Genomic DNA, 20,350 nt, shown 5'->3' with positions numbered 1-20,350 from the left:
TCACGAAGCAGCCGGTTCGACTTCGGCGAGTTCGACACCCTCGCCGACGATATCGCCGACCTTGCATTTGAGCTTCTTCAACACGCCGGCAAACGGCGCGCGCAGGGTCTGCTCCATCTTCATGACTTCCAGCGTCAGGATCGCAGCGCCCTTTTCCAGGGTTGCGCCCTCCTCGGCCAGCAGCGCCACCACGGTGCCCGGCAGCGGCGCGACGATCTTGTCCTCGCCGACGTGTTCCTCGGTCTCGCCGCCGAACGGGTCGACCCAGTGGAGGTCGAAACGGCCGTTGCGGGTGCGCAGATAGAGTTCGTGACCTTCGATCACGGCCACCACGCGGGATTTCACGCCGTCGAGCGTGAGATCAAAACCGCCATCATCGGTTGGCGACGTCGTGAAGGTGAATTGACGTTCGCCGATCGACAGCGTCGACGGCCCGTTGCCGTAGTCTAGCGCGACTTGCTGCTCGGCGCCCTGTCCGTGGCGGAACGCGAACACCCGCTGCCGCTGGCCGATCGGCTGCCAGCCAAAGGCCTGCCACGGCGAATGCGCCTCTTTGGCCGCGGCCATGCGTTCGCCGGCGACGATGGCGGCCACGGCCGCACAGAGTTCGAGATCGCCGCAAGCATATTTCGGGTCCGTCAGGCCCTTGAGTTCGCGTTCGATAAAACTGGTGTCGATCGTGTTGGCACGCACGTCCGGATGCGTCACCAGCGCCGACAGGAACGGGATGTTGGTGACGATGCCGCGAACGTCGGTTTCTTCCAGCCCGCGGTTGAGCCGTTCGATCGCGGCCTGCCGGGTCGGCGCCCACGCGATCACTTTCGCCAGCATGGCGTCGTAATAGGGCGACACCGCATCGCCGCTGCGATAGCCGGCGTCGATGCGCAGGCCGTCAACGGCGTCAGGCGTGCGCCAGGTCTTGATCCGGCCGACCGACGGCATAAAATTCTTCTGCGGATTTTCCGCATAGACCCGCGCTTCGATGGCGTGGCCGTTCAGTTTGATTTCGTCCTGCGCCAGCGGCAGTTTTTCGCCGAATGCCACCCGCAGCTGCCATTCGACGAGGTCGACCCCGGTGATCAGTTCGGTCACGGGATGCTCGACCTGCAGGCGGGTATTCATCTCGATGAAGAACACCTCCTTGCCGTCGGAGACGAATTCGATGGTGCCGGCGCCGACATAATTGACCGCCGCGGCCGCTTTGCGCGCGGCGGCGCAGACCGCCTCGCGCTGGGTGGCGTCCAGCGTCGGCGACGGCGCTTCCTCGATCACCTTCTGGTGCCGCCGTTGCAGCGTGCATTCGCGCTCGTACAGCGACAATAGATTGCCGTGGCTGTCGCCGATGATCTGCACCTCGATGTGGCGCGGGTTGAGTACGAACTTTTCGATCAGCATGCGGTCGTCGCCGAACGCCGCTTTTGCCTCGCGCTTGGCGCTGACGATGGCAGCCGCCAGTTCACCGGCCGAATTGACCACGCGCATGCCGCGCCCGCCGCCACCGGCGGAGGCCTTGACCAGTACCGGGAAGCCGATCTTGTCGGCCGCATTGGCCAGAACAGCCTCGTCCTGGGCCTCACCGTGATAGCCCGGCACCAGCGGCACGCCGGCCTTTTCCATCAGCGCCTTGGAGCCGGATTTGGATCCCATCGCCGTCATCATCGCGGCGGTCGGACCGACGAACACCAGCCCGGCATCGAGGCACGCTTGCGCGAACTCGGCATTTTCAGACAGGAACCCGTAGCCCGGATGTATCGCTTCGGCCCCCGTCTGGCGCGCCGCTTCAATGACCCGTTCGATGTTGAGATAGCTGTCGCGGGCCCGTGCGGGTCCCAGCAGGACGGCCTCGTCGGCCATGGCGACGTGCATGGCGTCGCGGTCGGCCTCGGAATAGACCGCGACGGTGCGCAGCCCCATGGCGCGGGCGGAGCGGATCACGCGGCAGGCGATCTCGCCGCGGTTGGCGATCAGAAGCGTGCGAAAACGCCGGTATAATCTCGAGCGATCCATTATCAAATCCTGCATCACATTCTGAACAGGCCGAACTTCGTCGGTTCGATCGGTGCATTGGCGGCAGCCGACAGCCCGAGGCCGAGCACCAGCCTTGTATCGGCGGGGTCGATCACGCCGTCGTCCCACAGCCGCGCGGTGGCGTAATAGGGGTTGCCCTGGCTTTCATACTGGGCGCGGATCGGCGCACGAAACTTCTCGTCCTCTTCGGCAGACCAGGTGTCGCCCTTGGCCTCGATACCGTCGCGCCGCACCTGCGCCAGCACCATCGACGCCTGTTCGCCGCCCATCACCGAAATGCGGGCGTTCGGCCACATCCAGAGGAAGCGCGGGCTGTAGGCGCGGCCCGACATGCCGTAATTGCCGGCCCCATAGGAGCCGCCGATCACGACCGTGAATTTCGGCACGCCGGCGGTTGCCACCGCCGTCACCAGCTTGGCGCCGTCGCGCGCGATGCCGCCGGCCTCGTATTTCTTGCCGACCATGAAACCGGTGATGTTCTGCAGGAACACCAGCGGGATATTGCGCTGGCAGCACAATTCGATGAAGTGCGCACCCTTGAGCGAACTCTCGCTGAACAGGATGCCGTTGTTGGCGATGATGCCGACCGGATAGCCCCAGATATGGGCGAAGCCGCAGATCAGCGTCTGGCCGTAGAGTTTCTTGAACTCGTCGAACTCGGAGCCGTCGACCAGCCGCGCGATGATGTCGTGGACGTCGAACGGCTTGCGGCCGTCGGCGGAAACCACGCCGTAGATTTCTTCCGCTGGAAACAGCGGCTCGCGCGGTTCGCGCATGTTGAGCACCGCGCGCGTTGCCGGCTTCAGCGTGGCAACGATGCGCCGCGCGATCCCGATCGCATGGGCGTCGTTCTGCGCATAGTGATCCGTGACGCCGGATTGCCGCGAATGCACGTCGGCGCCGCCGAGTTCCTCGGCCGTGACCACCTCGCCGGTCGCGGCCTTCACCAGCGGCGGGCCGCCGAGGAAGATCGTGCCCTGGTTGCGCACGATGATGCTCTCGTCGGACATCGCGGGCACATAGGCGCCGCCGGCGGTGCAGGAGCCCATCACGATGGCGATCTGCGGAATGCCTTGCGCCGACATCTGGGCCTGGTTGTAGAAGATGCGGCCGAAATGCCGCTCGTCCGGAAAGATCTCGTCCTGCAGCGGCAGGAACGCGCCGCCGGAATCGACCATGTAGACACAGGGCAGATTGTTCTGCCGCGCGATGTCCTGCGCGCGCAGATGCTTCTTCACGGTCATCGGATAGTAAGTGCCGCCCTTGATGGTGGCGTCGTTGGCGACGATGACGCATTCGCGGCCCGAGATGCGCCCCACCCCGGTGATGACGCTGGCGGAATGGACGTCGCCGCCATAGAGGCCGTGCGCGGCCAGCGGCGACAATTCAAGGAATGCGGTGCCGGGATCGACCAGCAGGTCGACACGCTGGCGCGCCAGCATTTTCCCGCGCGAGGTATGCCGGGCGCGCGAGGTTTCACCGCCGCCGCCGGCAACCACCTTGAGTTTTTCGCGAAGGTCGGCGACGAGGCCGCGCATCGCTTCTGCGTTGCGGGCAAAATCGGCAGATGTGGGATCGATCGTGGAATGAAGCGACATGGCCTATCGTTTCTATAGGGGCTGGCTGTTGCTGCGTGGCCTTCAAGACTGTTGGGAATAAGCCATCTCGCGAAACGGCGCGACAGGCTGTACCATCTTTGCGGCGAACTGTCCCGGCAGGCCCCGATGACCGGACCAGTTGGGATCGAATTTCCTCCGAATTAAAAACGATCATACGTTTTTTTAATGAAGCCGCAAGGGGATGGCTGTCTTTTCCGATTTTCGACCGAGACGGCACCTTATGCCATTGAAATTCCTCGCCTCTCGTGCAATAAACATACGATCGTTTGTATCTTTATGCATCAATGAAGTGGCTCCATCGCCAGCCCCGGAGACCAGATGGCACGCACGATCGGCTCCTATGGCCCCAAGACGCTGGAAGCGATCCGCAAGGCCGGGCTGCGCCTGATCTTCGAACAGGGTTACGCCGCGATGAGCCTGCGCGACCTTGCGGCCGAGGTCGGGATCCAGGTGGGGTCGCTCTACAATCATATCAGCACCAAGCAGGAGTTGCTGTTCGAGCTGGTACAGGACCACGTCAACGAGCTCATTCGTCAGCTCGATCTCGCGCTGGAAGGAAAGCAAGGCCCCGAGGAAAAGCTCCGCGCCTTCGTCGCGTTCCACGTCACCTACCATATGAGCCGAAAGCGCGAGGTCTTCATCGCCAATTCCGAACTGCGCAGCCTGGAGCCGAAGAACTGTGAGGCGATTGTAGCGCTGCGTAGCGCCTATGAGGCGCGGCTGGCGCGTATCCTTAGCGAGGGCGTTGCCGAAGGCGCCTTCGAAGTCGTCGATATCAAGGTGGCGACGTTTGCGATCCTGGCGCTCCTGACCGGGATCTGCAACTGGTACCGGCCGGGCGGACGCCTCACCAGGGAAGCGATCGTCGCCGCGCACGAAAAGCTGGTGCTCTCGGGCGTGACGCCGCAGGCCGCGAGCGCCCCTGCCCGCAGCACCCGCAAGCCGCGGCGCGTCGCATCCGTCTAGCGGCGGCGGCCCCTCGAGCCCGGACGAGCAGCCATGACAGCCCATCACGAACTCGACGCCATCGACCTGAAGATATTGTCCGAGCTTCAGAACGATGGACGCATCCGGATCAACGAACTGGCCAGTCGGGTCGGCCTCTCGCTTCCGCCATGCCTGCGCCGGGTGCGGTCCCTGCGCGCCCGCGGCGTCATCAAGGCGATCCGCGCCACCATCGACGAAAAGATCCTCGGTTACGAGGTCGTGTCGTTCGTTTCCATACAGCTGGCAAGCCAGGCCAAGGCGACGCTGGAAGCGTTCGAAGCCTCGATTGCGGCGTTGCCGCTGGTGCTGCAGAGCTGGCGCATTTCGGGAGAAGCGGACTTTTTACTCAAATGCGTCGCGCCTGATGTCGAGGGAATGCATCAGCAACTTCGGCAGTTTGCCGCTATGCCAGAGGTCCGAACCATCAGAAGCTTGCCGGTGCTCGGCGTCGCGAAGGATGCGCCATTGCCGATGCCCGGAGATCCAAAGCCCGCAAATGGTCCCTGAACCGATCCCCAGCGCTTCCGTAAAGCCTAGTGGGTCCAGGGCTCGCCGCGCCGGAACGCGAAATTGTCGGCATAGGCGACCTGCCGGGGCCCGGAGTCCTTGGGCTCGATCACCTGGTAGGCAATGCCGTTGCGCTCGCAATAGGCCACCGCGTCTTCCTTGGTATCGAAGCGCAGCGTGAGCTGCTGCTTCATGTCCCCGGATGAGGTCCACCCCATCAACGGTTCGATCGCCCGGGGTTGTTCGGGCTCGTAATCAAGCTGCCACTCCCGGGTCATGGCCCTCCCCGATTGCATCGCGTTTTTGGCGGGCTTAAAAATGCGTGCGGTCATGGATGGTCGGACCCTCAGCGATATGCGACATCGGATATGCGACGTCAGATGTGCGACATGGCGACGTTTGGTGGAAGCAGCCGGGATAGTATAGAGACACCTTTCAGGGATTTGATCGGTGATTCCATAACCCCGGATGTACCATTTCCGGACCGGTATAGTCATTATGCTGCACTGTGACAATCTTCGGCCGCCCTGCGGTCAGGCTATGGTTCGAGGCTTGATTCAAGGCCTGGTCCGGCGGCGCGATCGTCCCGACAGCATCACATCGAAGCGGCACCCATGAAAATCAACGCCACCCTGCCCGAAAAAGGACGCGACCTCCGGCTCGACCTGTTTCGCGGGGTTGCGAACTGGGCGATCTATCTGGATCACATCCCCGACAACGTCGTGAACTGGATCACGACCCGCAATTACGGTTTCAGCGACGCGGCGGACCTGTTCGTCTTCATTTCCGGCTATACCGCCTCCTTTGTCTATGCCCGGATGATGCTGGACCGCGGTTTCATCGTCGGCGCGACGCGGCTGACCAAGCGGGTCTGGCAGCTCTACGTCGCCCATATCATCCTGTTCGTGATCTATATAGCCTCGATCAGCTACCTTGCGCTGCGGTTTGGCGATTCCGAACTCGTCAACGAGTTCAACGTCGTCGGCCTGATCGACAATGCGACGGAAACGTTGCGGCAGGGCCTGTTCCTGAAGTTCAAGCCGGTCAATCTCGACGTGCTGCCGCTCTATATCGTGCTGATGGGGCTGTTCCCGCCGGTGCTGTGGATGATGCTGCGCCAACCCAACTGGACCATGGTCGCCGCGATCGCGCTGTGGCTGGTGTCGCGCCAGACCGGCTGGAACCTGGCGGCCTATCCCGCCGGAACCTGGTATTTCAATCCGTTCGCCTGGCAGGTGCTGTTCGTGTTCGGCTCGTGGTGCGCGCTCGGCGGCGCGCGCAGGTCGGCCGCCATCATCAATCACCCGGCGACGCTGTACTTCTGCATCGCCTATCTGGTGCTGGGCCTAATCATGACGATGGCCGGCAAGTTTCCGGATTTCGGAAACCTGTTCCCGCACTGGCTCTATTCGACCTTCAATCCGAACGACAAGACCAATCTGGCGCCCTATCGCTTCATTCATTTCGTGGTGATCGTGATCATGGTGATCCGTTTCATCCCGAAGGATTGGCCGGCGCTGGAATGGAGGATATTCGATCCTCTGATCGTCTGCGGTCAGCAGTCGCTCGCCGTGTTCTGCGTCGGCGTGTTCCTGTCGTTCGTCGGACACTTCCAGCTGTCGTTGAGCTCCGGCTCGCTGTTCGCGCAGATCTTCGTCAGCGTGACCGGCATCGCGATCATGACCATCGTCGCCTACTACATTTCCTGGTCGAAACGGCAAGACAAGCCACTGCCCAAACCGGCGGCGCCCAAGGCCGCCTGATCAAGGCCGCTGATCACGCGCCTCAACGCTGCAATCGCCAGCAATCAGGCCGGTCGGGTAGTCGCCGATACCAGGTTCGCCACGTCGGAGTAGGTATCGACCAGCGGTCCAACGATCCTGTGCATGGCGGTCTTCGACACCACCGTGTCGTGCATGATCAGATGGTCGACCCCCGTGGTCAGGAAGCAGGCCACAGCATCGCGAGGCGTTTCGACGATGGGCTCGCCCTTGATGTTGAATGAGGTGTTGATCAGCACGGGAACGCCGGTCAGCGCGTCGAACTCCTTCAGCAACCGATAGAGCATCGGATTGGTCGCTTCGCTCACGGTCTGGACGCGCGCCGTGCCGTCGACATGCACGATCGCCGGAATCTTGTCGCGCCATTCGGGGCGAACCGGTTTCGCAATCAGCATGAATGGGGAATCGTGATCACCCTCGAAAATGTTCTTCATCCGCTCGGCCAATACGATCGGCGCGAACGGGCGGAACGCCTGGCGATGCTTGACGCGGCTGTTGAGGATATCCTTCATCTCGGGCTTGCGGGGGTCGCCCAGCAGGCTGCGGTTGCCGAGCGCCCGCGGACCGAATTCGGAGCCGCCCTGAAACCAGCCGATCACGCGCTGATCGGCCAGCAGTTTCGCGGTATCGCGACAAACATTGTCGCTACGCTTGGCGTCGATCTGGATGCGCACCAGAAACCGCTGCAGCGCGGCCGCGACTTCCTGATCGCTGTACGGCTTGCCGACATAGGAATGCTCCATGACGAAGTTGCGGCGCTGCTTCAGGATCTCGAGCCAGCCGTAATAGGCGCAGCCGATCGCAATACCGTCATCGCCGGTCGCCGGCTGGATCCAGATATTGTCGAAGCCGGCTTCACGGGCGAGCCGGCCATTGGCCACGCAATTCAGGGCAACGCCGCCGGCCATCGTCAGGTTCTTGGCGCCGGTCGTTTCACGCAGCCAGCGGGCGCGGGCCAGCAGAACGTTTTCGGTATCGTCCTGCACCCGCCAGGCCAGATCCTCCCAATGCCGCATCGCCGGGCTCTTCTCCCAGTTGCTGCCGTCCTGGATGTAGGGTTGCTTGAGTTCGGTGGTCCAATGCGGCACGTGCAGCTCGCCGTCGGTCAGTTCGAGCAGGTTCTTGACCTGGTTGTGACGGCCATAGGGCGCGAGCCCCATCAGCTCGCCGCATTTATTCCAGTCGCCAAAGATGTAGGTCGAGGCCCGGCTGTAGAGCGCGCCCAGCCCCGGCATATTGTAGAACTCATCGCTGAGGAAGCCGCGGTCCGGCTCCATGAAAACCTTCTTCAGGCACTCGAGCGTCGATCCCTTGAATTTGTAATAGCTCTCCGATTCACGCGCGAGCGGCGTCGCGGTGTCACCGGCGGGATAGGATTCCATAACGTCGGATTGATAGCTGCCGACGCCGTCGACGATCATCACCACGCCTTCCTCGAACGGCGACGCCGCGAACGCGCTGTAGGCGTGCGCCAGATGGTGGGAGATCGTCACCACCTTGTCCTGACGCGAAAGATACAACGGGTGCTTGGACGCGTCGTCCCGTTCGAATTCGGGAAGGAATCCCGGGGCGTCGAAATACACCAACCGCTCTTCCATTTCGCCGACCGGAAGGATGTAGCAATTGCGAACGATCAGATCGACGTCATCCAGCGTGATGCCTTCGGCCTCGAGGCAATAGTCGATCACCTCCTTGTAGAATCCCGACGCATGCTTCATCCGCGTGATCCGCTCCTTGGCGATCGCAAATGCGATGGCGCCGTCGCGCAGCAGGCAGGCGCTCACATCATGGTCGTAGGTGTTCAGGCCGAGGACATAGGTGTGCTGTTTGGGCATGGATACTCTTTAAAGGCGGGAGGCCGTCGTGTGCGCGAGATCGTGTCGACTTCAAGTTGTTGGCGTGGGCTTGCCCAGATTCTTGCCGGGCTTTCTCGCCGTGGTTTTTCATTTCGGCAATTCTGCAGTGCACCATCGCCACCGAAAGATGAACGAAGATGAACGAAGATGAACGGCGCGCGCGAGAATTCGTCGCGAGCCGGACCGTATCTTGACCTTATCTTTCCTTCTTAATAAAGTCCCGAATTGCCGGAAGAACCTTAGTAAAAATATTATCTTAGCTCATCTGAACCGAAAGCATTTTCGAACGTCTAAGATAGATAGTGCGGAAGTCCAGGTGGTTATTGAAAGTGACCGGGAGATTCTAGAATGGCTAAACGCTACAATATCCTGACGCGCTGTCTCGCAGCGCTCGCTTTGTTGTTCGTCTACGTCGTCAGCACGTCTGCCATTCTGGTAGGTGCATCGACCACGTCGGCGGAAGCCCGCGGTGGCCGAGGACGTGGCGGCGGCTGGGGCCGCGGCGGTGGTCGTGGTTTCTATCGCGGCGGCGGGTACGGTCGTGGTTATGGCCGGGGTTACGGACGAGGCTATGGCTTCTACGGCGGCCCCGTGGTCGTTCGCGGCGGACCGCGTTGCTGGTGGAATGCCTACGGCGTTCGCGTCTGCAGGTATTACTGATACCGGATTGATCGGCGCAAATTTACGCACGATCGAATACAAGAATTGGGTGTGCCGGACAACCGGCACACCTTTTTCTTTGCCGCAAATTTGTTTCTTTTGCCGTAAATTTGAACGTCCACCGCGCGACGCGTGTAGCTTGATAGCCTCGGTATCTGTCGTCAACGCCAGCGCCGAAGCGACGGCGGCTTGGCATTGAGATCGACGAGGCGACCTCGCCACAACCGAGGCATCCCGCAACGGGATGTACGCAATCCCATCATGAAATTGCTCCCGGCTTTGCTCGTTGGCGATGGCTTCTATCCGTCGAGAATGGCGACGGCCCGGGTCCAGCCCGCCGAGGCGCGTTCGATCTTCACGGGGAAGCACGACACCATGAATCCGGTCGAGGGCAGCTGCTCGAGGTTGTGCAACTTCTCGATGTGGCAATAGCCGATGTGACGGCCGGCCTTGTGACCTTCCCAGATCAGGCTGGCATCCTTGGTCTCGGCATACTTCTTTGCGGTGTAGACGAACGGCGCATCCCAGCTCCAGCCGTCGATGCCGGTCAGCCGCACGCCGCGCTCCAGGAGATACATGGTCGCTTCATAGCCCATGCCGCAACCGGAGGTGACGTAATCCTGCCGGCCGTATTTGACTCCGGCACTGGTATTGACCACCACGATTTCCAGCGGCGACAGCGTATGGCCGATACGTTTGAGTTCATTCTCGACGTCCTTGGCGGTCGCGACATAGCCGTCGGCAAAATGCCGGAAGTCGAGCTTCACGCCGGGCTGCAAACACCATTCCAGCGGCACTTCGTCGATGGTCCATGACCGCTCGCCCCGGTTCATGGTGGGATGGAAGTGCCAGGGCGCATCCAGATGCGTGCCGTTGTGGGTCGAGAGCTGCACCTGCTCGACCGCCCAGCCCTGCCCGTCCGGCAGGTCTTCGGCCTTCAGCCCGTCAAAGAACTGCAGCATGCGCGGCAGGCCCTGCTGGTGGTCGATGTACTGGATCGTCGGATGACCGCCCGGCGGATCGGCGGGCACGTCGTTTTGCAGGGGAACGGAGATGTCGATCAACTTACGCGCCATGGCGTTTCCTCGCTGTTTTGAGGGCTTCTTGTGGCGTGGTCGGAGCGGCCTTGCCGTTCGGCCGGTTCGTCAGGATACACAATTTTGACCTTCGACGCGCCGCTACTCCTCGATCATGGCGTTCGATCGGCGAGGCGCTGCAACGCCTGACGAACCCGCACCCCGATCAACCAGATCAGGCCCGCGGCGAGTGCGATCCCGACCAGCAGGAAGATCCGCGATGCCGTGGACGAGCCGTCTTCCAGCACGGAGGCGCGGCCGCTGGCGCCCATGAAGCTGAACAACGCGATCTGCGGGATGCTGAAGAACGCCGTCGCCAGCGAATAGGTCTTCAGGTCGATGCGCGTCAGCCCGAGCGCGTAGTTCTGCAGCGAACTCGGGATCGGCGCGCCGAGCCGCAGCAGCGCGATGATGCGCCAGCCTTCCTCGTCGATCACGTTGGCCACCGTGTGCAACAGTGGATGGCGCGCGATCCTGGACTGCACCCAGTCCGCCGCAATGTGGCGCGCCAGCAGAAAGGCCAGGATCGAGCCGGTGACGCTCCCCAGCAGGACGAAGGGAAACACCTTGAAGCCGAACGTCGCCGCGGCGGTCAGGATCAGAATGGTTCGGGGGAAAATCACGAAAGCCGCGATCGCAAACATCGCCGCCAGCGCAAAGCCGGAGCCGAGGGTCAGTTCACCCCAGTCGCGAAACAGCTGATGGATGAAATCGGTCACGGTTCATTATTGCCCGAATTGGTGCGTGCCCCAAGCGCTGCACTTCAGGCACACCTGGAACAGATTCACGATGGTGGCCGCATGAGCATCAGAGGCAGAGGCTCAGTATTTTCAATCGACACGTCTCCGCGGCGCGAGGTTTGGGCGGGGTAACCGTCGCTTGCTTTGAAGTTTTCGACGTCTTTGGGGTTTGCTTGCGGGCTTCATAATCGCCCGCGATCACCATCGCCCAATAGGTACGGCCGGTTGCCGAACTCTTCACACTGGCGACGCCGACGCGCGACGCATTGCGCAACAGCAGATTGCGCCGGTGTCCCGATGAGTTGATCCACTGGTCGAGGGTTTTCGGGAAGCTGTCATAGCCGTACGCGATGTTCTCGGCCGCGCGGCCGGCGCCGGCCGGGCTGACGCGCTTGTTGAAGTGACCGAGGACATCGTGGTCGAGCCGGTCCTTTGCTGCCATCGCCGCGGCCTGATCGTGCGCAATCCGCGTCAGGGTGGCGTCCAGGGTCACCCGCCCCTCCCCGTGCTGCTTGCGAAAGTCAGAGATCATCGAGGCGGGATTGGAAGGGGGCGACTGGCCAAAGACCGGCCCACAAAGACAAAGCGTCATGCCAAGCAAAACCAGCAGCCGCATCCGAACGAATAGCCCCTTACCGGTCACAAACTGCTTCCATACGCTTCCAAACTCGCAGTTCTGGGAAGCACGGCTGCCTGACCGCCTCTTAAGTGATTGAATTTGTTGGTCGGGGCAGCTGGATTCGAACCAACGACCTGCAGTACCCAAAACTGCCGCGCTACCAGGCTGCGCTATACCCCGATTGATGCTTGGGAATGGACGTCGATACACGCTTGGGGGCCCGCCAGCAAGGCGTCCGGGAGCGGTCCGGCAGGCCGCGCGAGACGAGATCAGGCTTGCCCGGAGGCACCGCCTGATGCCCGGACGCAACGCCGCACAACCCCACGCGCCGAGGGCCATTCTATCTTTGCATGGGGTTGTTTTCGCAATCTTGTGTCCGCGCCCCCCGTGGACCTGCCCACAGCGTCGACACGCGCGTGAACTGGCTGGCGCAGGCGCTGAGCGGCATCCGGAACGCGATCCATCCCCGGATCGGTCCGAGGCGACCCTTCCCTCGAAAATGCTTTAGCGGCTGTTGAACAGGGGGTGCGCCACCCGGTCGCCGGGCCTGATCCCGTATTTCTGCGCCGTGCCGGCGATCACTTCCAGCACCCCCTTGGCAAGGCCGCCCGAGGATATGATCTTGGTCGAATGCGGCTCGGTATTTTCCGCGATCCGCAGGATCCGGCCGTCGGCGCGGATGAAGATCATGTCGAGCGAGATGTAGGTGTTCTTCATCCACATTGAGATCTGCTGTTCCGGCGAGAAGTCGAACAACATGCCTTTGCCGTCGGGCAGTTCCTTGCGGTACATCAGCCCGGTGGTCTTCTCCTCCTCGGTGGTCGCCATCTCGACCGAGAACACCTGGACGCCGGATTTGGTGGCTATCTCGAGCGGCTGAATGCTCGCGGCCCGGGCGATTGGGCTTGCGCAAAGGCTGCCGACCAGGCCGAGCGCCGCCAGCAGCGACATGACCAACCGTCCGCGCGAGCCAGGCCGCGCAACCATCGAAACGAAATTCATCAAAACACTCACGCCGGACACCGGGCCAATCTCTGGGATTCAGGAGGCCATTGCAGCTAAACCCTAACCCGATGATTGCGGCAAAGGCCAGAGCCCCGCGTGTGCACGCATGGCGTCCGGCTCACGATTCCGTCAGCTGGCAGCGTCCGCCGGCCGAAGCAATTAGTGCGACGACAGCGCCGACGGTCCGGTCTCAGGGTGGATCTCCGCGGCCATCATGCCCTTGGAACCGGGCCCGAAGCGGACCAGCACGTACTGGCCGGGCCGAAGCTCGGTCATGCCGAAGCGGCGCAGCGTTTCCATGTGCACGAAGATGTCAGGCGTCCCTTCCCCGCAGGTCAGGAAGCCAAAGCCCCGCAGCCGGTTGAACCACTTGACCTGCGCTCGCTCCAGACCACTGGTCGGCGTGACGCTGACATGGGTCCGCGGCGGCAGCATCTGCGCCGGATGGACCGCCGTGGACTCATCCATCGAGACGATGCGGAATGCCTGATAGCCCTTGGCGCGCTGCACGCATTCGACGACCAGTCGCGCGCCTTCATACGCGGTCTGATAGCCGTCGCGGCGCAGCACCGTGACGTGCAGCAGCACGTCGGGCCAGCCATTGTCGGGAACGATGAAGCCGTAGCCTTTCGACGCGTCAAACCATTTGATGACGCCGGAAATCTCGACGAGATTTGCAGCGGCATCACCAAGGCTCGACAGCGCATCCATCGCCGGATCGCGCTCCGCGCCGGCAGAGAATTCACCTGGTCCAACTCTGTTCTGCCCTGTCCCGCCAGATGGCGGCCCCCCGAGCTTCTTGGACTCAAATCCGTCCGACCCCATGACCCCGGACCTCACACATTCATTGCGGACCGCTACCGCCGTAACGGACCGGAACACGCGCCCATCCATGACCACTCATGATAACGCCGCGCGAATCTCTCGACTCAAAAGATAACACTCCCGCCTGCCGCGCATAGCTAAAAAACAATTCGGGCGGGAACTATGAACAGGCTTGCACAGCTTCGAATCAATTGCAGATCAATTGCCTACAAACGGTCCGAGCGTTTCCCCGATGTCGTGCCTGATCACAAGATCGGCGACATCGTCCTGTTCGGTCGGCTCGTTATTGATGATGACCAGTTTGGCGCCGCAGTCCTTGGCCATCAGCGGAAAACCCGCGGCGGGCCAAACCACTAACGAGGATCCGATGGCGAGGAACAGGTCGCAACGCTGGACAAGTTCCGTGGCGCGGCGCATCGCATCTTCCGGCATGGCCTGACCAAAGGAAATGGTCGCGGTCTTCACCGGACCGTCGCAGGCGGTGCAATCGGGCGCGCCGCCGGTCTCGTCGAAGCGGGCTTTGACCCAGGGCAGATCGTAGGCCTGCCCGCAGCCGATGCAGCGGGCGTAGGTCGTGTTGCCGTGAAGTTCGACGACGTCATCGGCCTTGAAACCGGACGTCTGGTGCAGATTGTCGATATTCTGGGTGATGATCGCGGGGATCTTGCCGGCCTTGTAGAGCGAGGCCAGCGCCCGATGTCCGCGGCCCGGCTTCGCCGCAGCAAAGGTCGGCTCCATTGCAAAACGCCGCCGCCAGGCTTCGTCACGCGCAGCGGCACTGGCGACGAATTCATCGAAGGGTATCGGACGATTGCGAGTCCACAATCCGCCGGGCGAGCGAAAATCGGGAATGCCGCATTCGGTCGAGATGCCGGCGCCGGTAAAGGGAACGATGGACGATGCCTCGGCAATCATGTTGCCGAGTTGCTCGACGCCGCTGCTAAGGTCCGGTGCGATCACGGAAAACATCCGACGTTTTCTTGGCGCCGACTATAGCACGTCCAGTCGGATTGACAGGCCGCGGCGCCGGCCCACCGACGGGTGATGCTGGACGCAGCCCTGCTAGGCAGCCTTGGCGATTGGTTCCTTCGGTTCCCTCGCCTCTTCGGTCCTTTTGACTTTGGCAACCGGCGCGCCTTCGACCTTCCTGACCGGCTTGCCGTACTGCGCGAGCTTTTCCAGCTCGGCCTCGAGTTCGGCGCGGCGCGCGGCGACCTTCTCGAACAGCTTGTCGGTGGCGTGCTCGCGCAGTGCCGCGAGTTCTTCGATGCTCAGCGTATCCAGATCGATCTTTGCCATTGGAACCTCCCGTTTGCTTGTCGCTACCGGGATGGTGCGCGGGCGACAAGCAGCGTGCGCGCCTTATCCACCGCCTTCGCCTTGCAAACAGACGACCACAATCCCGCAACGCGGCTTCCCAATTGGCGCCCCAATCGCGCTCCCCAATAGCCCGCGGGACGACTCAATAAGACGACTCCAAAAAACAGGATGGGCAATGAACGAACAGGAAGACAGGCTTGCGCGTGAGCGCGAGGAAATCGCAGCACGGGTCGCGAGCTTCAAGGCCACACAGGAAAAATTCGAACGCGAGCGCGAGGAATATTACGCCACCACACTCGGCAATGCCTGGAGCGGATTTAACCGCCCATCGTTCTGGACCTAGCGCCAAAATCCGATCAGCAAAAAGCCCGGAGCGTTGTTCCGGGTTTTTATTTCCCGGCCACCTATGGCGCTAGTAAGGGATGCCGGTAGTACGGCTCATCGACGCCGAGCCACGCGCGAAGGAACCAATTGCGGCCTTGGGGATTTGTTCCCGAAAGAGGTGCGCTGATGCCCGCCTGGCTGGAAGTTCTGCTGAACGTGCTCGCGTTTGCCGGCTTCATCGCCATTGCCAAATACCACAAGCCGCGCAGCGAAAAACTGCCGGACCGCTAGGTGAGACGTCAGTTCGCCCTGTGCGGCTCGCCCGCCGTCCGGACCAGCCGGTCAGCCTTCACCAGTACTTGCCCGGTTTCCGATTGCGGCCGCAGCGAGAAACTGATGCCGAGGAAGGCCAGGCAAAACAGCAGCCCGACCACCATCACGCGTCGGTGGGTCGGCCTGTCGGCGTTGTGAAACGAAGGGACCATGGCTGTTTCCTCCAGCCAATCCCTAGCGCACCCCCTGACAAGCGCAACGCAATCCCGGTTTTAACCTAACCGAATAGGGTTATTGGCTGTCAGGAAAAGCGTCGTTGACTGAAAGGGATCGTTGACCCCGATCGCCCCCGTTTCACCGTCGGGGTCGTGGACTTATCCGCAGCAAATCCACAGCAAGATCACAGGGCGCCAATCGGGTTTTCAGCTGTCCCGGCCAATACTTGCTGCGCACCCGCCCACAGACCCACTCGTGTACGCGCAACCGGTTTTCGTGCAGTGGACCGAGACTCCTTTTGTTCTCAGGAGAACGAACAGGGGGCGGGTTTTCTCGCCGGTCCGCCGCTTAAGATAAGGTTACTTTCGCGTCCCCGCGCCCCGCGACAGCGAATTGCACCGCAAGGCCTTCGTCGCCGCCTCTTCTAACGGGCCATGAGCCCGGTCGTACCGAGCCCGATCGGCCGTTCGCATCGTCGTGATCGAACCTTTTGGCCGCGATCCGAACCTATCCGAAAAGGTGCCGACATGACCCAAGCCGACCACTACCGCGACCAATCCATCCGAGCCACGCGATTGGCCCGCGCCGTCAGGGATCCGGAGGCTTCGAAGAAGCTTTTCGAGATGGCCGAGGAATTCCGGCTCTACGCGGAACGCTTGGACAAGACCATCTAGTCTGGGCCGGGACGGCGAGCCCTTCGCGCAGCCGAACCTCCGTTCCCAACGAACTGGCGGCTATTCGATGAAGCCGGCCAGTCTCGGCAGCCACAGACTGATGCTCGGGAAATAAATGCACAGCATCAGGCCGAGCGCCTGCAGCGTGACGAACGGGTACATGGCCGTGAACACGTCGTTCATGGTGACGCCCGGCGGCGCCGTACCTTTCATGTAGAACAGCGTCGCCCCGAACGGCGGCGTCATGAACGCGGTCTGCAGATTGACCGCAACCAGCGTGCCGAACCAGGTCATCAGGGCGGTGTTGTTGCCGATGTGATCCGAGAAGTCGAACTTCGACAGGATCGGCCCGAATACGGGCAGCACGATCAGGCAAATTTCGATCCACTCAAACGGGAAGCCGAGCAGGAAGATCAGAACCATGACAAAGCCGAGCATTTCCCACTTGGTGTCGATGCCGAAATGGGTGAGCGTCGAGATCATCAGGTCGTCGCCGCCGAGTACGCGGAACACATAGGAAAAGCCGGTCGCGCCGAGGAAGATCAGGAACACCAGGCCGTTGGCGCGGCAGGAGGAATAGATCGCCTCGTTGATCATCTTGAACTTCATGCGCCCGTTCAGTGCGGCGATGAACATGGAGCCGAGCACGCCGACGGCGCCGCTCTCCGTGGGGGTGGCCCAGCCGGCGAAGATCGAGCCGAGCACGATCACCAGCAGCGCCGTCATCGGGAACAGGCCCCGCCAGAGCGCGTACCAGAATGCACGGCGGGTCTGCGGCCCGTAGCCCGGCGGCAGCTTGGGCGCGGCGCCCGGCCTGAGGATGGCGACGACCACGATATAGGCGAGGTAGAGGCCGGAGAGCAGGAAGCCCGGCATGATGGCGGCAAGAAACAAATTGCCGGCCGAGGTCTGCAGCATCTCCGCCATCACCACCAGCATGATGGCCGGCGGAATCAGGATGCCGAGCGTTCCGGCCGAGGCGATGGTGCCGATGGCAAGCCGCTTGTCGTAGCCTGCCGCGATCATCTGCGGCAGGGCGATCACCGAGAGCGTGATCACCGCTGCGCCGACCACGCCGATCGGCGCCGCCAGGATCGTTCCCATCACCATCACAGAGACCGCCAGCGCACCGGGGCACCGCTTGAGCAACACCTCGGTTGCGTCCAGCATGTCCTTGGCGGAGCCCGACCGCTCCAGAATCGCGCCCATGAAGATGAACATCGGGATCGACGCCAGGACCGGATCGTTGGCGACCCCGCCCCACATGCGCAACACGATATCGGACAGGCCGATCAGCTTGAAGACGCCGAGCCAGGCGCCCAGGATCGCAAAGGCGAACGCCAGTCCGCCCATGATGAAAGCGACGGGGTAGCCGATGAAAATGAAGAAGAACATCGACACGAACATGATCAGAGCGAGATTGTCGGCCAGCCAGTCGAGCACGCTAAAGTCCCCCGGTCGGGTTAGACGTCCGTAATCACATGTCCGATTTGCAGATTGACTTCCCGCTCCGACTTTTCACCGAACAAGAAGACAATCACGCGAAGCAGTACGCTGAGGATGCCGAGCACCACCATCCACAGGCCGGCAGCGTAGATGCCTTTGATGATCCAGCGATGGGTCAACCCGACCGTGCTGTCGGATTGCTCGCCGAGCCGATAGGACTGCGCAACGAAATCCAGGCTGTAGTAGGAGACCAGCGCGATGTAGGGCAGCGCCAGCAGGAGGCAGCCGGCGAGTTCGATCCATGCCCTGCGGCGATACGACATCATCTCGGTGAAGGTATCGACGCGCGGATGTGCGTTGATCGTGTAGCAGTAGCCCATCCAAAGCGAGAAGATCGCGGCGTGGAAGTGCCATTCCAGCTCTTGCAGCTTGGTATACGGCAGCTGTAGGCCAAACTTGCGCGCGACGACATCGAACGTGGTGACGCACGCCATGACAACGAGCAACCAACCGGACGTCAGAGCGACAACCTCGAGCGCCCGCCGCATACCCTCGGCCAGCTTCAGCAACGCATGCATCGCGGCGAAATCCTGCTGTGGCGCAACCCGCGGCAGCGCACCGTGCGCTACCGTTCGTCACCGGCCGGTGAGGCAACTTCCCTGTCAGGAGCCGGCGCAGCCGCGCGCTGCGCCGGCCCGCTGCTCAATCCTTCTGGTAGGTGGCTTTCATGGTCTGCGACACACCCCAAACCGCGAACTTCTTGCGGTAGTCCAAGTAGTGGTCGGCGACCTTCTTGAACAGCGGGTCCTTGGCCGATTCCTCCGCCAGCACTTCCAGCCAGGCTTTCTCCAGCGCCGCCAGGTCCTGGTCGCTCCAGCGCTTGACCTGAACCTTGTGTTTGTCGCGCATCTCGGCCATCGCCGCGAACTGGGAGTGGTCACTCTCGACGTAGGTGTGCATGACGGATTCGCCGAGCGCGATCTCGATGATCGCCTTGTTCTGATCCGACAGCGCGTCCCACGCCGCCTTGTTCATCAGAAGCTCGCTCACCGAGGTCTGCTGATGCCAGCCCGGGAAGTAGTTGAACTTGGCGATCTGATGGAAGCCCAACTTGGTGTCCATCGTCGGCATCGAGAACTCGGTCGCGTCGATCACGCCGCGTTCCAGCGCAGGATAGATGTCGGCCGCTGCCAGCAACTGAGTGGAGACGCCGAGCTTCTGCATCACCTGCGCGCCAAGGCCGAAGAACCGCATCTTCAACCCCTTCAGCTCCTCAACCGACTTGATCTCGTTGCGGAACCAGCCGGAGGTTTCGGGCGCGATGGCGAAGGAGTCGATCGCAATCAGGCCGTGCTTGGCGTAGATCTCATTGCGCAACTGGTTGCCGCCGCCGAACCACTTCCAGCCGAGGAATTCGCCGACGGGCGGGCCAAACGGCACGGTGGTGAAGAAGGCGAGCGCGGGGTACTTGCCGGTGTGGTAACCTGGCGTCGTCCAGCACGCGTCGACCGAGCCCTTGGACACCGCGTCGAAGCACTCGAGCGGCGGGATCAGCGCGCCGGGCTCGAAGAACTTTATCTCCAACTTGCCGCCCGACAACCGCTCGACATTCTTCGTGAAGCGTACGCCCGAGGTGCCGAGATGTGGCAGCTGGCCGCCGAACGCGCTCTGCATCTTCCAGCGGACTTTTTCCTGCGCGTTCGCGTCTGTGGTCACCGCCGTGAGGGCCAAAGCGGATAGCCCCGCCAATCCCATTAACAATGTGGATTTCATCATCTTGCAGCTCCTCCCCTGGTTACGCGCAATACCGACGCCCGCAGCTCACGCGGCTGCGATGGTTGTTCGACGGTACGTTCGATGAGGTGGCTACGTTTTCTTTTTGGCCTTGGAAGGTGCCGGGACGGACGTTGTCTCACCCCATTGCCAGCAACGTGGCATGAAGGACCACAGCTGTCAAAAAAAATGCGCTTGGCAGATGGAAACTGCGGCCTCGCCCAATTCGATCTACGTCCGCAGCGGGCACACTGGTCCCGGGCCGGTCGCAACGACGTATGGTGCGCCGCGAAGACACGAGCCATCACCAAGCGGGGATCTGATCCGGGCAATTGTCGATAGACTTGGAAGCTTGGGAGCCGCGTGCGCGACTTGGCCTTAGCGGTGCTTGGAGCGGCTCCTCGCCGAAGTCGAGGACCGTGCTTTGAGGTCCGCAGGTCAGGAAGACGCGTGGGCGTGGGCGTCCCCGCCTCGCTCCTCTCTTTGAGGTGACGCACATCGCGCCTGCCAGCGCCTGACGGTGACTGCCTCCTCCTCATGATGATGCTGCGGAAACCTGAATGCCCAATCCCTGCTCCAGGCATGCGCGCAATCGAGGTTTGCAAGCCGCGACACCGTCGC

21 protein-coding genes and 1 tRNA gene are annotated in these 20,350 nt (G+C 62.0%); 6 read left to right on the top strand and 16 right to left on the bottom strand.

The window, feature by feature from the left end:
• A complete protein-coding gene (locus ACSQ84_RS07525; protein WP_436210968.1) occupies positions 1-2,007 on the bottom strand; it encodes an acetyl/propionyl/methylcrotonyl-CoA carboxylase subunit alpha in 2,007 nt (668 codons plus the stop codon).
• A gap of 14 nt (positions 2,008-2,021) precedes the next feature.
• Positions 2,022-3,626 carry a carboxyl transferase domain-containing protein gene (locus ACSQ84_RS07520; protein ID WP_436210967.1) on the bottom strand — a complete coding sequence of 535 codons (1,605 nt, stop codon included), beginning with the start codon at positions 3,624-3,626 and terminating at the stop codon, positions 2,022-2,024.
• Between the two features lie 339 nt (positions 3,627-3,965).
• Between ACSQ84_RS07520 and ACSQ84_RS07515 the strand changes: the two genes are divergently transcribed.
• A complete protein-coding gene (locus ACSQ84_RS07515; protein ID WP_436210966.1) occupies positions 3,966-4,613 on the top strand; it encodes a TetR/AcrR family transcriptional regulator in 648 nt (215 codons plus the stop codon).
• A gap of 33 nt (positions 4,614-4,646) precedes the next feature.
• Positions 4,647-5,141, top strand: coding sequence for an Lrp/AsnC family transcriptional regulator (locus tag ACSQ84_RS07510; protein ID WP_436210965.1), 495 nt, complete (start codon positions 4,647-4,649; stop codon positions 5,139-5,141).
• A gap of 26 nt (positions 5,142-5,167) precedes the next feature.
• Here the strand turns inward: ACSQ84_RS07510 and ACSQ84_RS07505 are convergent, their stop codons facing one another.
• The gene (locus ACSQ84_RS07505; RefSeq protein WP_436210964.1) at positions 5,168-5,473 is read right to left on the bottom strand and encodes an ETC complex I subunit; all 306 of its coding nucleotides are present in this window, start codon (positions 5,471-5,473) and stop codon (positions 5,168-5,170) included.
• Between the two features lie 282 nt (positions 5,474-5,755).
• On the opposite strand from ACSQ84_RS07505, the gene ACSQ84_RS07500 reads away from it, so the two are divergent.
• On the top strand, positions 5,756-6,904 hold the full coding sequence (locus tag ACSQ84_RS07500; protein WP_436210963.1) for an OpgC domain-containing protein: 1,149 nt from the start codon (positions 5,756-5,758) through the stop codon (positions 6,902-6,904).
• A 44-nt stretch (positions 6,905-6,948) separates the two neighbouring features.
• Here the strand turns inward: ACSQ84_RS07500 and ACSQ84_RS07495 are convergent, their stop codons facing one another.
• Positions 6,949-8,757 carry a carbamoyltransferase family protein gene (locus ACSQ84_RS07495; RefSeq protein WP_436210962.1) on the bottom strand — a complete coding sequence of 603 codons (1,809 nt, stop codon included), beginning with the start codon at positions 8,755-8,757 and terminating at the stop codon, positions 6,949-6,951.
• A 369-nt stretch (positions 8,758-9,126) separates the two neighbouring features.
• On the opposite strand from ACSQ84_RS07495, the gene ACSQ84_RS07490 reads away from it, so the two are divergent.
• Positions 9,127-9,438 carry a hypothetical protein gene (locus ACSQ84_RS07490; protein ID WP_436210961.1) on the top strand — a complete coding sequence of 104 codons (312 nt, stop codon included), beginning with the start codon at positions 9,127-9,129 and terminating at the stop codon, positions 9,436-9,438.
• Positions 9,439-9,737: 299 nt separating this feature from the next.
• Here ACSQ84_RS07490 and ACSQ84_RS07485 read toward each other — a convergent pair whose 3' ends face one another.
• From ACSQ84_RS07485 to ACSQ84_RS07450, 8 genes are all read right to left on the bottom strand, one after another.
• Positions 9,738-10,514 (bottom strand): cyclase family protein, encoded by a 777-nt coding sequence (locus ACSQ84_RS07485; RefSeq protein WP_436210960.1) that lies wholly within the window; start codon positions 10,512-10,514, stop codon positions 9,738-9,740.
• A 113-nt stretch (positions 10,515-10,627) separates the two neighbouring features.
• Positions 10,628-11,233 carry a TVP38/TMEM64 family protein gene (locus tag ACSQ84_RS07480; protein ID WP_436210959.1) on the bottom strand — a complete coding sequence of 202 codons (606 nt, stop codon included), beginning with the start codon at positions 11,231-11,233 and terminating at the stop codon, positions 10,628-10,630.
• Positions 11,234-11,321: 88 nt separating this feature from the next.
• Positions 11,322-11,786 carry a CAP domain-containing protein gene (locus tag ACSQ84_RS07475; protein ID WP_436211199.1) on the bottom strand — a complete coding sequence of 155 codons (465 nt, stop codon included), beginning with the start codon at positions 11,784-11,786 and terminating at the stop codon, positions 11,322-11,324.
• A gap of 190 nt (positions 11,787-11,976) precedes the next feature.
• A tRNA-Pro gene (locus tag ACSQ84_RS07470) sits at positions 11,977-12,053 on the bottom strand.
• Between the two features lie 324 nt (positions 12,054-12,377).
• Positions 12,378-12,824 (bottom strand): DUF192 domain-containing protein, encoded by a 447-nt coding sequence (locus tag ACSQ84_RS07465; protein WP_436211198.1) that lies wholly within the window; start codon positions 12,822-12,824, stop codon positions 12,378-12,380.
• A 213-nt stretch (positions 12,825-13,037) separates the two neighbouring features.
• Positions 13,038-13,703 (bottom strand): cold-shock protein, encoded by a 666-nt coding sequence (locus ACSQ84_RS07460; protein ID WP_436210958.1) that lies wholly within the window; start codon positions 13,701-13,703, stop codon positions 13,038-13,040.
• A 198-nt stretch (positions 13,704-13,901) separates the two neighbouring features.
• Complete coding sequence (locus tag ACSQ84_RS07455; RefSeq protein WP_436211197.1) at positions 13,902-14,663, bottom strand: SIR2 family NAD-dependent protein deacylase; 762 nt, start codon at positions 14,661-14,663, stop codon at positions 13,902-13,904.
• Positions 14,664-14,765: 102 nt separating this feature from the next.
• Positions 14,766-15,002, bottom strand: a complete 237-nt coding sequence (locus tag ACSQ84_RS07450; protein ID WP_436210957.1) for a hypothetical protein — start codon at positions 15,000-15,002, stop codon at positions 14,766-14,768.
• Positions 15,003-15,198: 196 nt separating this feature from the next.
• On the opposite strand from ACSQ84_RS07450, the gene ACSQ84_RS07445 reads away from it, so the two are divergent.
• Entirely contained in the window at positions 15,199-15,366 is a 168-nt protein-coding gene (locus ACSQ84_RS07445) for a hypothetical protein (RefSeq protein WP_436210956.1), read from the top strand.
• A 280-nt stretch (positions 15,367-15,646) separates the two neighbouring features.
• On the opposite strand, the gene ACSQ84_RS07440 is transcribed toward ACSQ84_RS07445, so the two are convergent.
• The gene (locus ACSQ84_RS07440) at positions 15,647-15,832 is read right to left on the bottom strand and encodes a hypothetical protein (RefSeq protein ID WP_436210955.1); all 186 of its coding nucleotides are present in this window, start codon (positions 15,830-15,832) and stop codon (positions 15,647-15,649) included.
• Positions 15,833-16,363: 531 nt separating this feature from the next.
• Here ACSQ84_RS07440 and ACSQ84_RS07435 point away from each other — a divergent pair.
• Complete coding sequence (locus ACSQ84_RS07435; protein ID WP_436210954.1) at positions 16,364-16,510, top strand: hypothetical protein; 147 nt, start codon at positions 16,364-16,366, stop codon at positions 16,508-16,510.
• A 60-nt stretch (positions 16,511-16,570) separates the two neighbouring features.
• On the opposite strand, the gene ACSQ84_RS07430 is transcribed toward ACSQ84_RS07435, so the two are convergent.
• The 3 genes from ACSQ84_RS07430 to ACSQ84_RS07420 form a co-directional block, all read right to left on the bottom strand.
• Positions 16,571-17,953 (bottom strand): TRAP transporter large permease, encoded by a 1,383-nt coding sequence (locus ACSQ84_RS07430; protein ID WP_436210953.1) that lies wholly within the window; start codon positions 17,951-17,953, stop codon positions 16,571-16,573.
• 20 nt (positions 17,954-17,973) lie between these two features.
• Positions 17,974-18,534, bottom strand: coding sequence for a TRAP transporter small permease subunit (locus ACSQ84_RS07425; protein ID WP_436210952.1), 561 nt, complete (start codon positions 18,532-18,534; stop codon positions 17,974-17,976).
• 124 nt (positions 18,535-18,658) lie between these two features.
• Positions 18,659-19,732, bottom strand: a complete 1,074-nt coding sequence (locus ACSQ84_RS07420; protein WP_436210951.1) for a TRAP transporter substrate-binding protein — start codon at positions 19,730-19,732, stop codon at positions 18,659-18,661.
• Between the last annotated feature and the right edge of the window lie 618 nt (positions 19,733-20,350).

Origin of the sequence: Bradyrhizobium sp. LjRoot220, from assembly GCF_964252915.1 — a bacterium.
GTDB lineage: Bacteria > Pseudomonadota > Alphaproteobacteria > Rhizobiales > Xanthobacteraceae > Bradyrhizobium.
The sequence above is the reverse complement of the archived record's forward strand: the minus strand, read 5'-3'. Positions and strand labels throughout refer to the sequence as shown.

What these genes read in the sequence shown, in the direction of transcription:
- ACSQ84_RS07445 (WP_436210956.1), top strand. Translation starts at nt 15,199, where the DNA reads ATGAACGAACAGGAAGACAGGCTTGCGCGTGAGCGCGAGGAAATCGCA.
- ACSQ84_RS07475 (WP_436211199.1), bottom strand. Translation starts at nt 11,786, where the DNA reads ATGATCTCTGACTTTCGCAAGCAGCACGGGGAGGGGCGGGTGACCCTG.
- ACSQ84_RS07500 (WP_436210963.1), top strand. Translation starts at nt 5,756, where the DNA reads ATGAAAATCAACGCCACCCTGCCCGAAAAAGGACGCGACCTCCGGCTC.
- ACSQ84_RS07425 (WP_436210952.1), bottom strand. Translation starts at nt 18,534, where the DNA reads ATGCATGCGTTGCTGAAGCTGGCCGAGGGTATGCGGCGGGCGCTCGAG.
- ACSQ84_RS07505 (WP_436210964.1), bottom strand. Translation starts at nt 5,473, where the DNA reads ATGACCGCACGCATTTTTAAGCCCGCCAAAAACGCGATGCAATCGGGG.
- ACSQ84_RS07495 (WP_436210962.1), bottom strand. Translation starts at nt 8,757, where the DNA reads ATGCCCAAACAGCACACCTATGTCCTCGGCCTGAACACCTACGACCAT.
- ACSQ84_RS07490 (WP_436210961.1), top strand. Translation starts at nt 9,127, where the DNA reads ATGGCTAAACGCTACAATATCCTGACGCGCTGTCTCGCAGCGCTCGCT.
- ACSQ84_RS07465 (WP_436211198.1), bottom strand. Translation starts at nt 12,824, where the DNA reads ATGTCGCTGCTGGCGGCGCTCGGCCTGGTCGGCAGCCTTTGCGCAAGC.
- ACSQ84_RS07485 (WP_436210960.1), bottom strand. Translation starts at nt 10,514, where the DNA reads ATGGCGCGTAAGTTGATCGACATCTCCGTTCCCCTGCAAAACGACGTG.
- ACSQ84_RS07420 (WP_436210951.1), bottom strand. Translation starts at nt 19,732, where the DNA reads ATGATGAAATCCACATTGTTAATGGGATTGGCGGGGCTATCCGCTTTG.
- ACSQ84_RS07450 (WP_436210957.1), bottom strand. Translation starts at nt 15,002, where the DNA reads ATGGCAAAGATCGATCTGGATACGCTGAGCATCGAAGAACTCGCGGCA.
- ACSQ84_RS07510 (WP_436210965.1), top strand. Translation starts at nt 4,647, where the DNA reads ATGACAGCCCATCACGAACTCGACGCCATCGACCTGAAGATATTGTCC.
- ACSQ84_RS07515 (WP_436210966.1), top strand. Translation starts at nt 3,966, where the DNA reads ATGGCACGCACGATCGGCTCCTATGGCCCCAAGACGCTGGAAGCGATC.
- ACSQ84_RS07525 (WP_436210968.1), bottom strand. Translation starts at nt 2,007, where the DNA reads ATGGATCGCTCGAGATTATACCGGCGTTTTCGCACGCTTCTGATCGCC.
- ACSQ84_RS07440 (WP_436210955.1), bottom strand. Translation starts at nt 15,832, where the DNA reads ATGGTCCCTTCGTTTCACAACGCCGACAGGCCGACCCACCGACGCGTG.
- ACSQ84_RS07520 (WP_436210967.1), bottom strand. Translation starts at nt 3,626, where the DNA reads ATGTCGCTTCATTCCACGATCGATCCCACATCTGCCGATTTTGCCCGC.
- ACSQ84_RS07435 (WP_436210954.1), top strand. Translation starts at nt 16,364, where the DNA reads ATGACCCAAGCCGACCACTACCGCGACCAATCCATCCGAGCCACGCGA.
- ACSQ84_RS07460 (WP_436210958.1), bottom strand. Translation starts at nt 13,703, where the DNA reads ATGGGGTCGGACGGATTTGAGTCCAAGAAGCTCGGGGGGCCGCCATCT.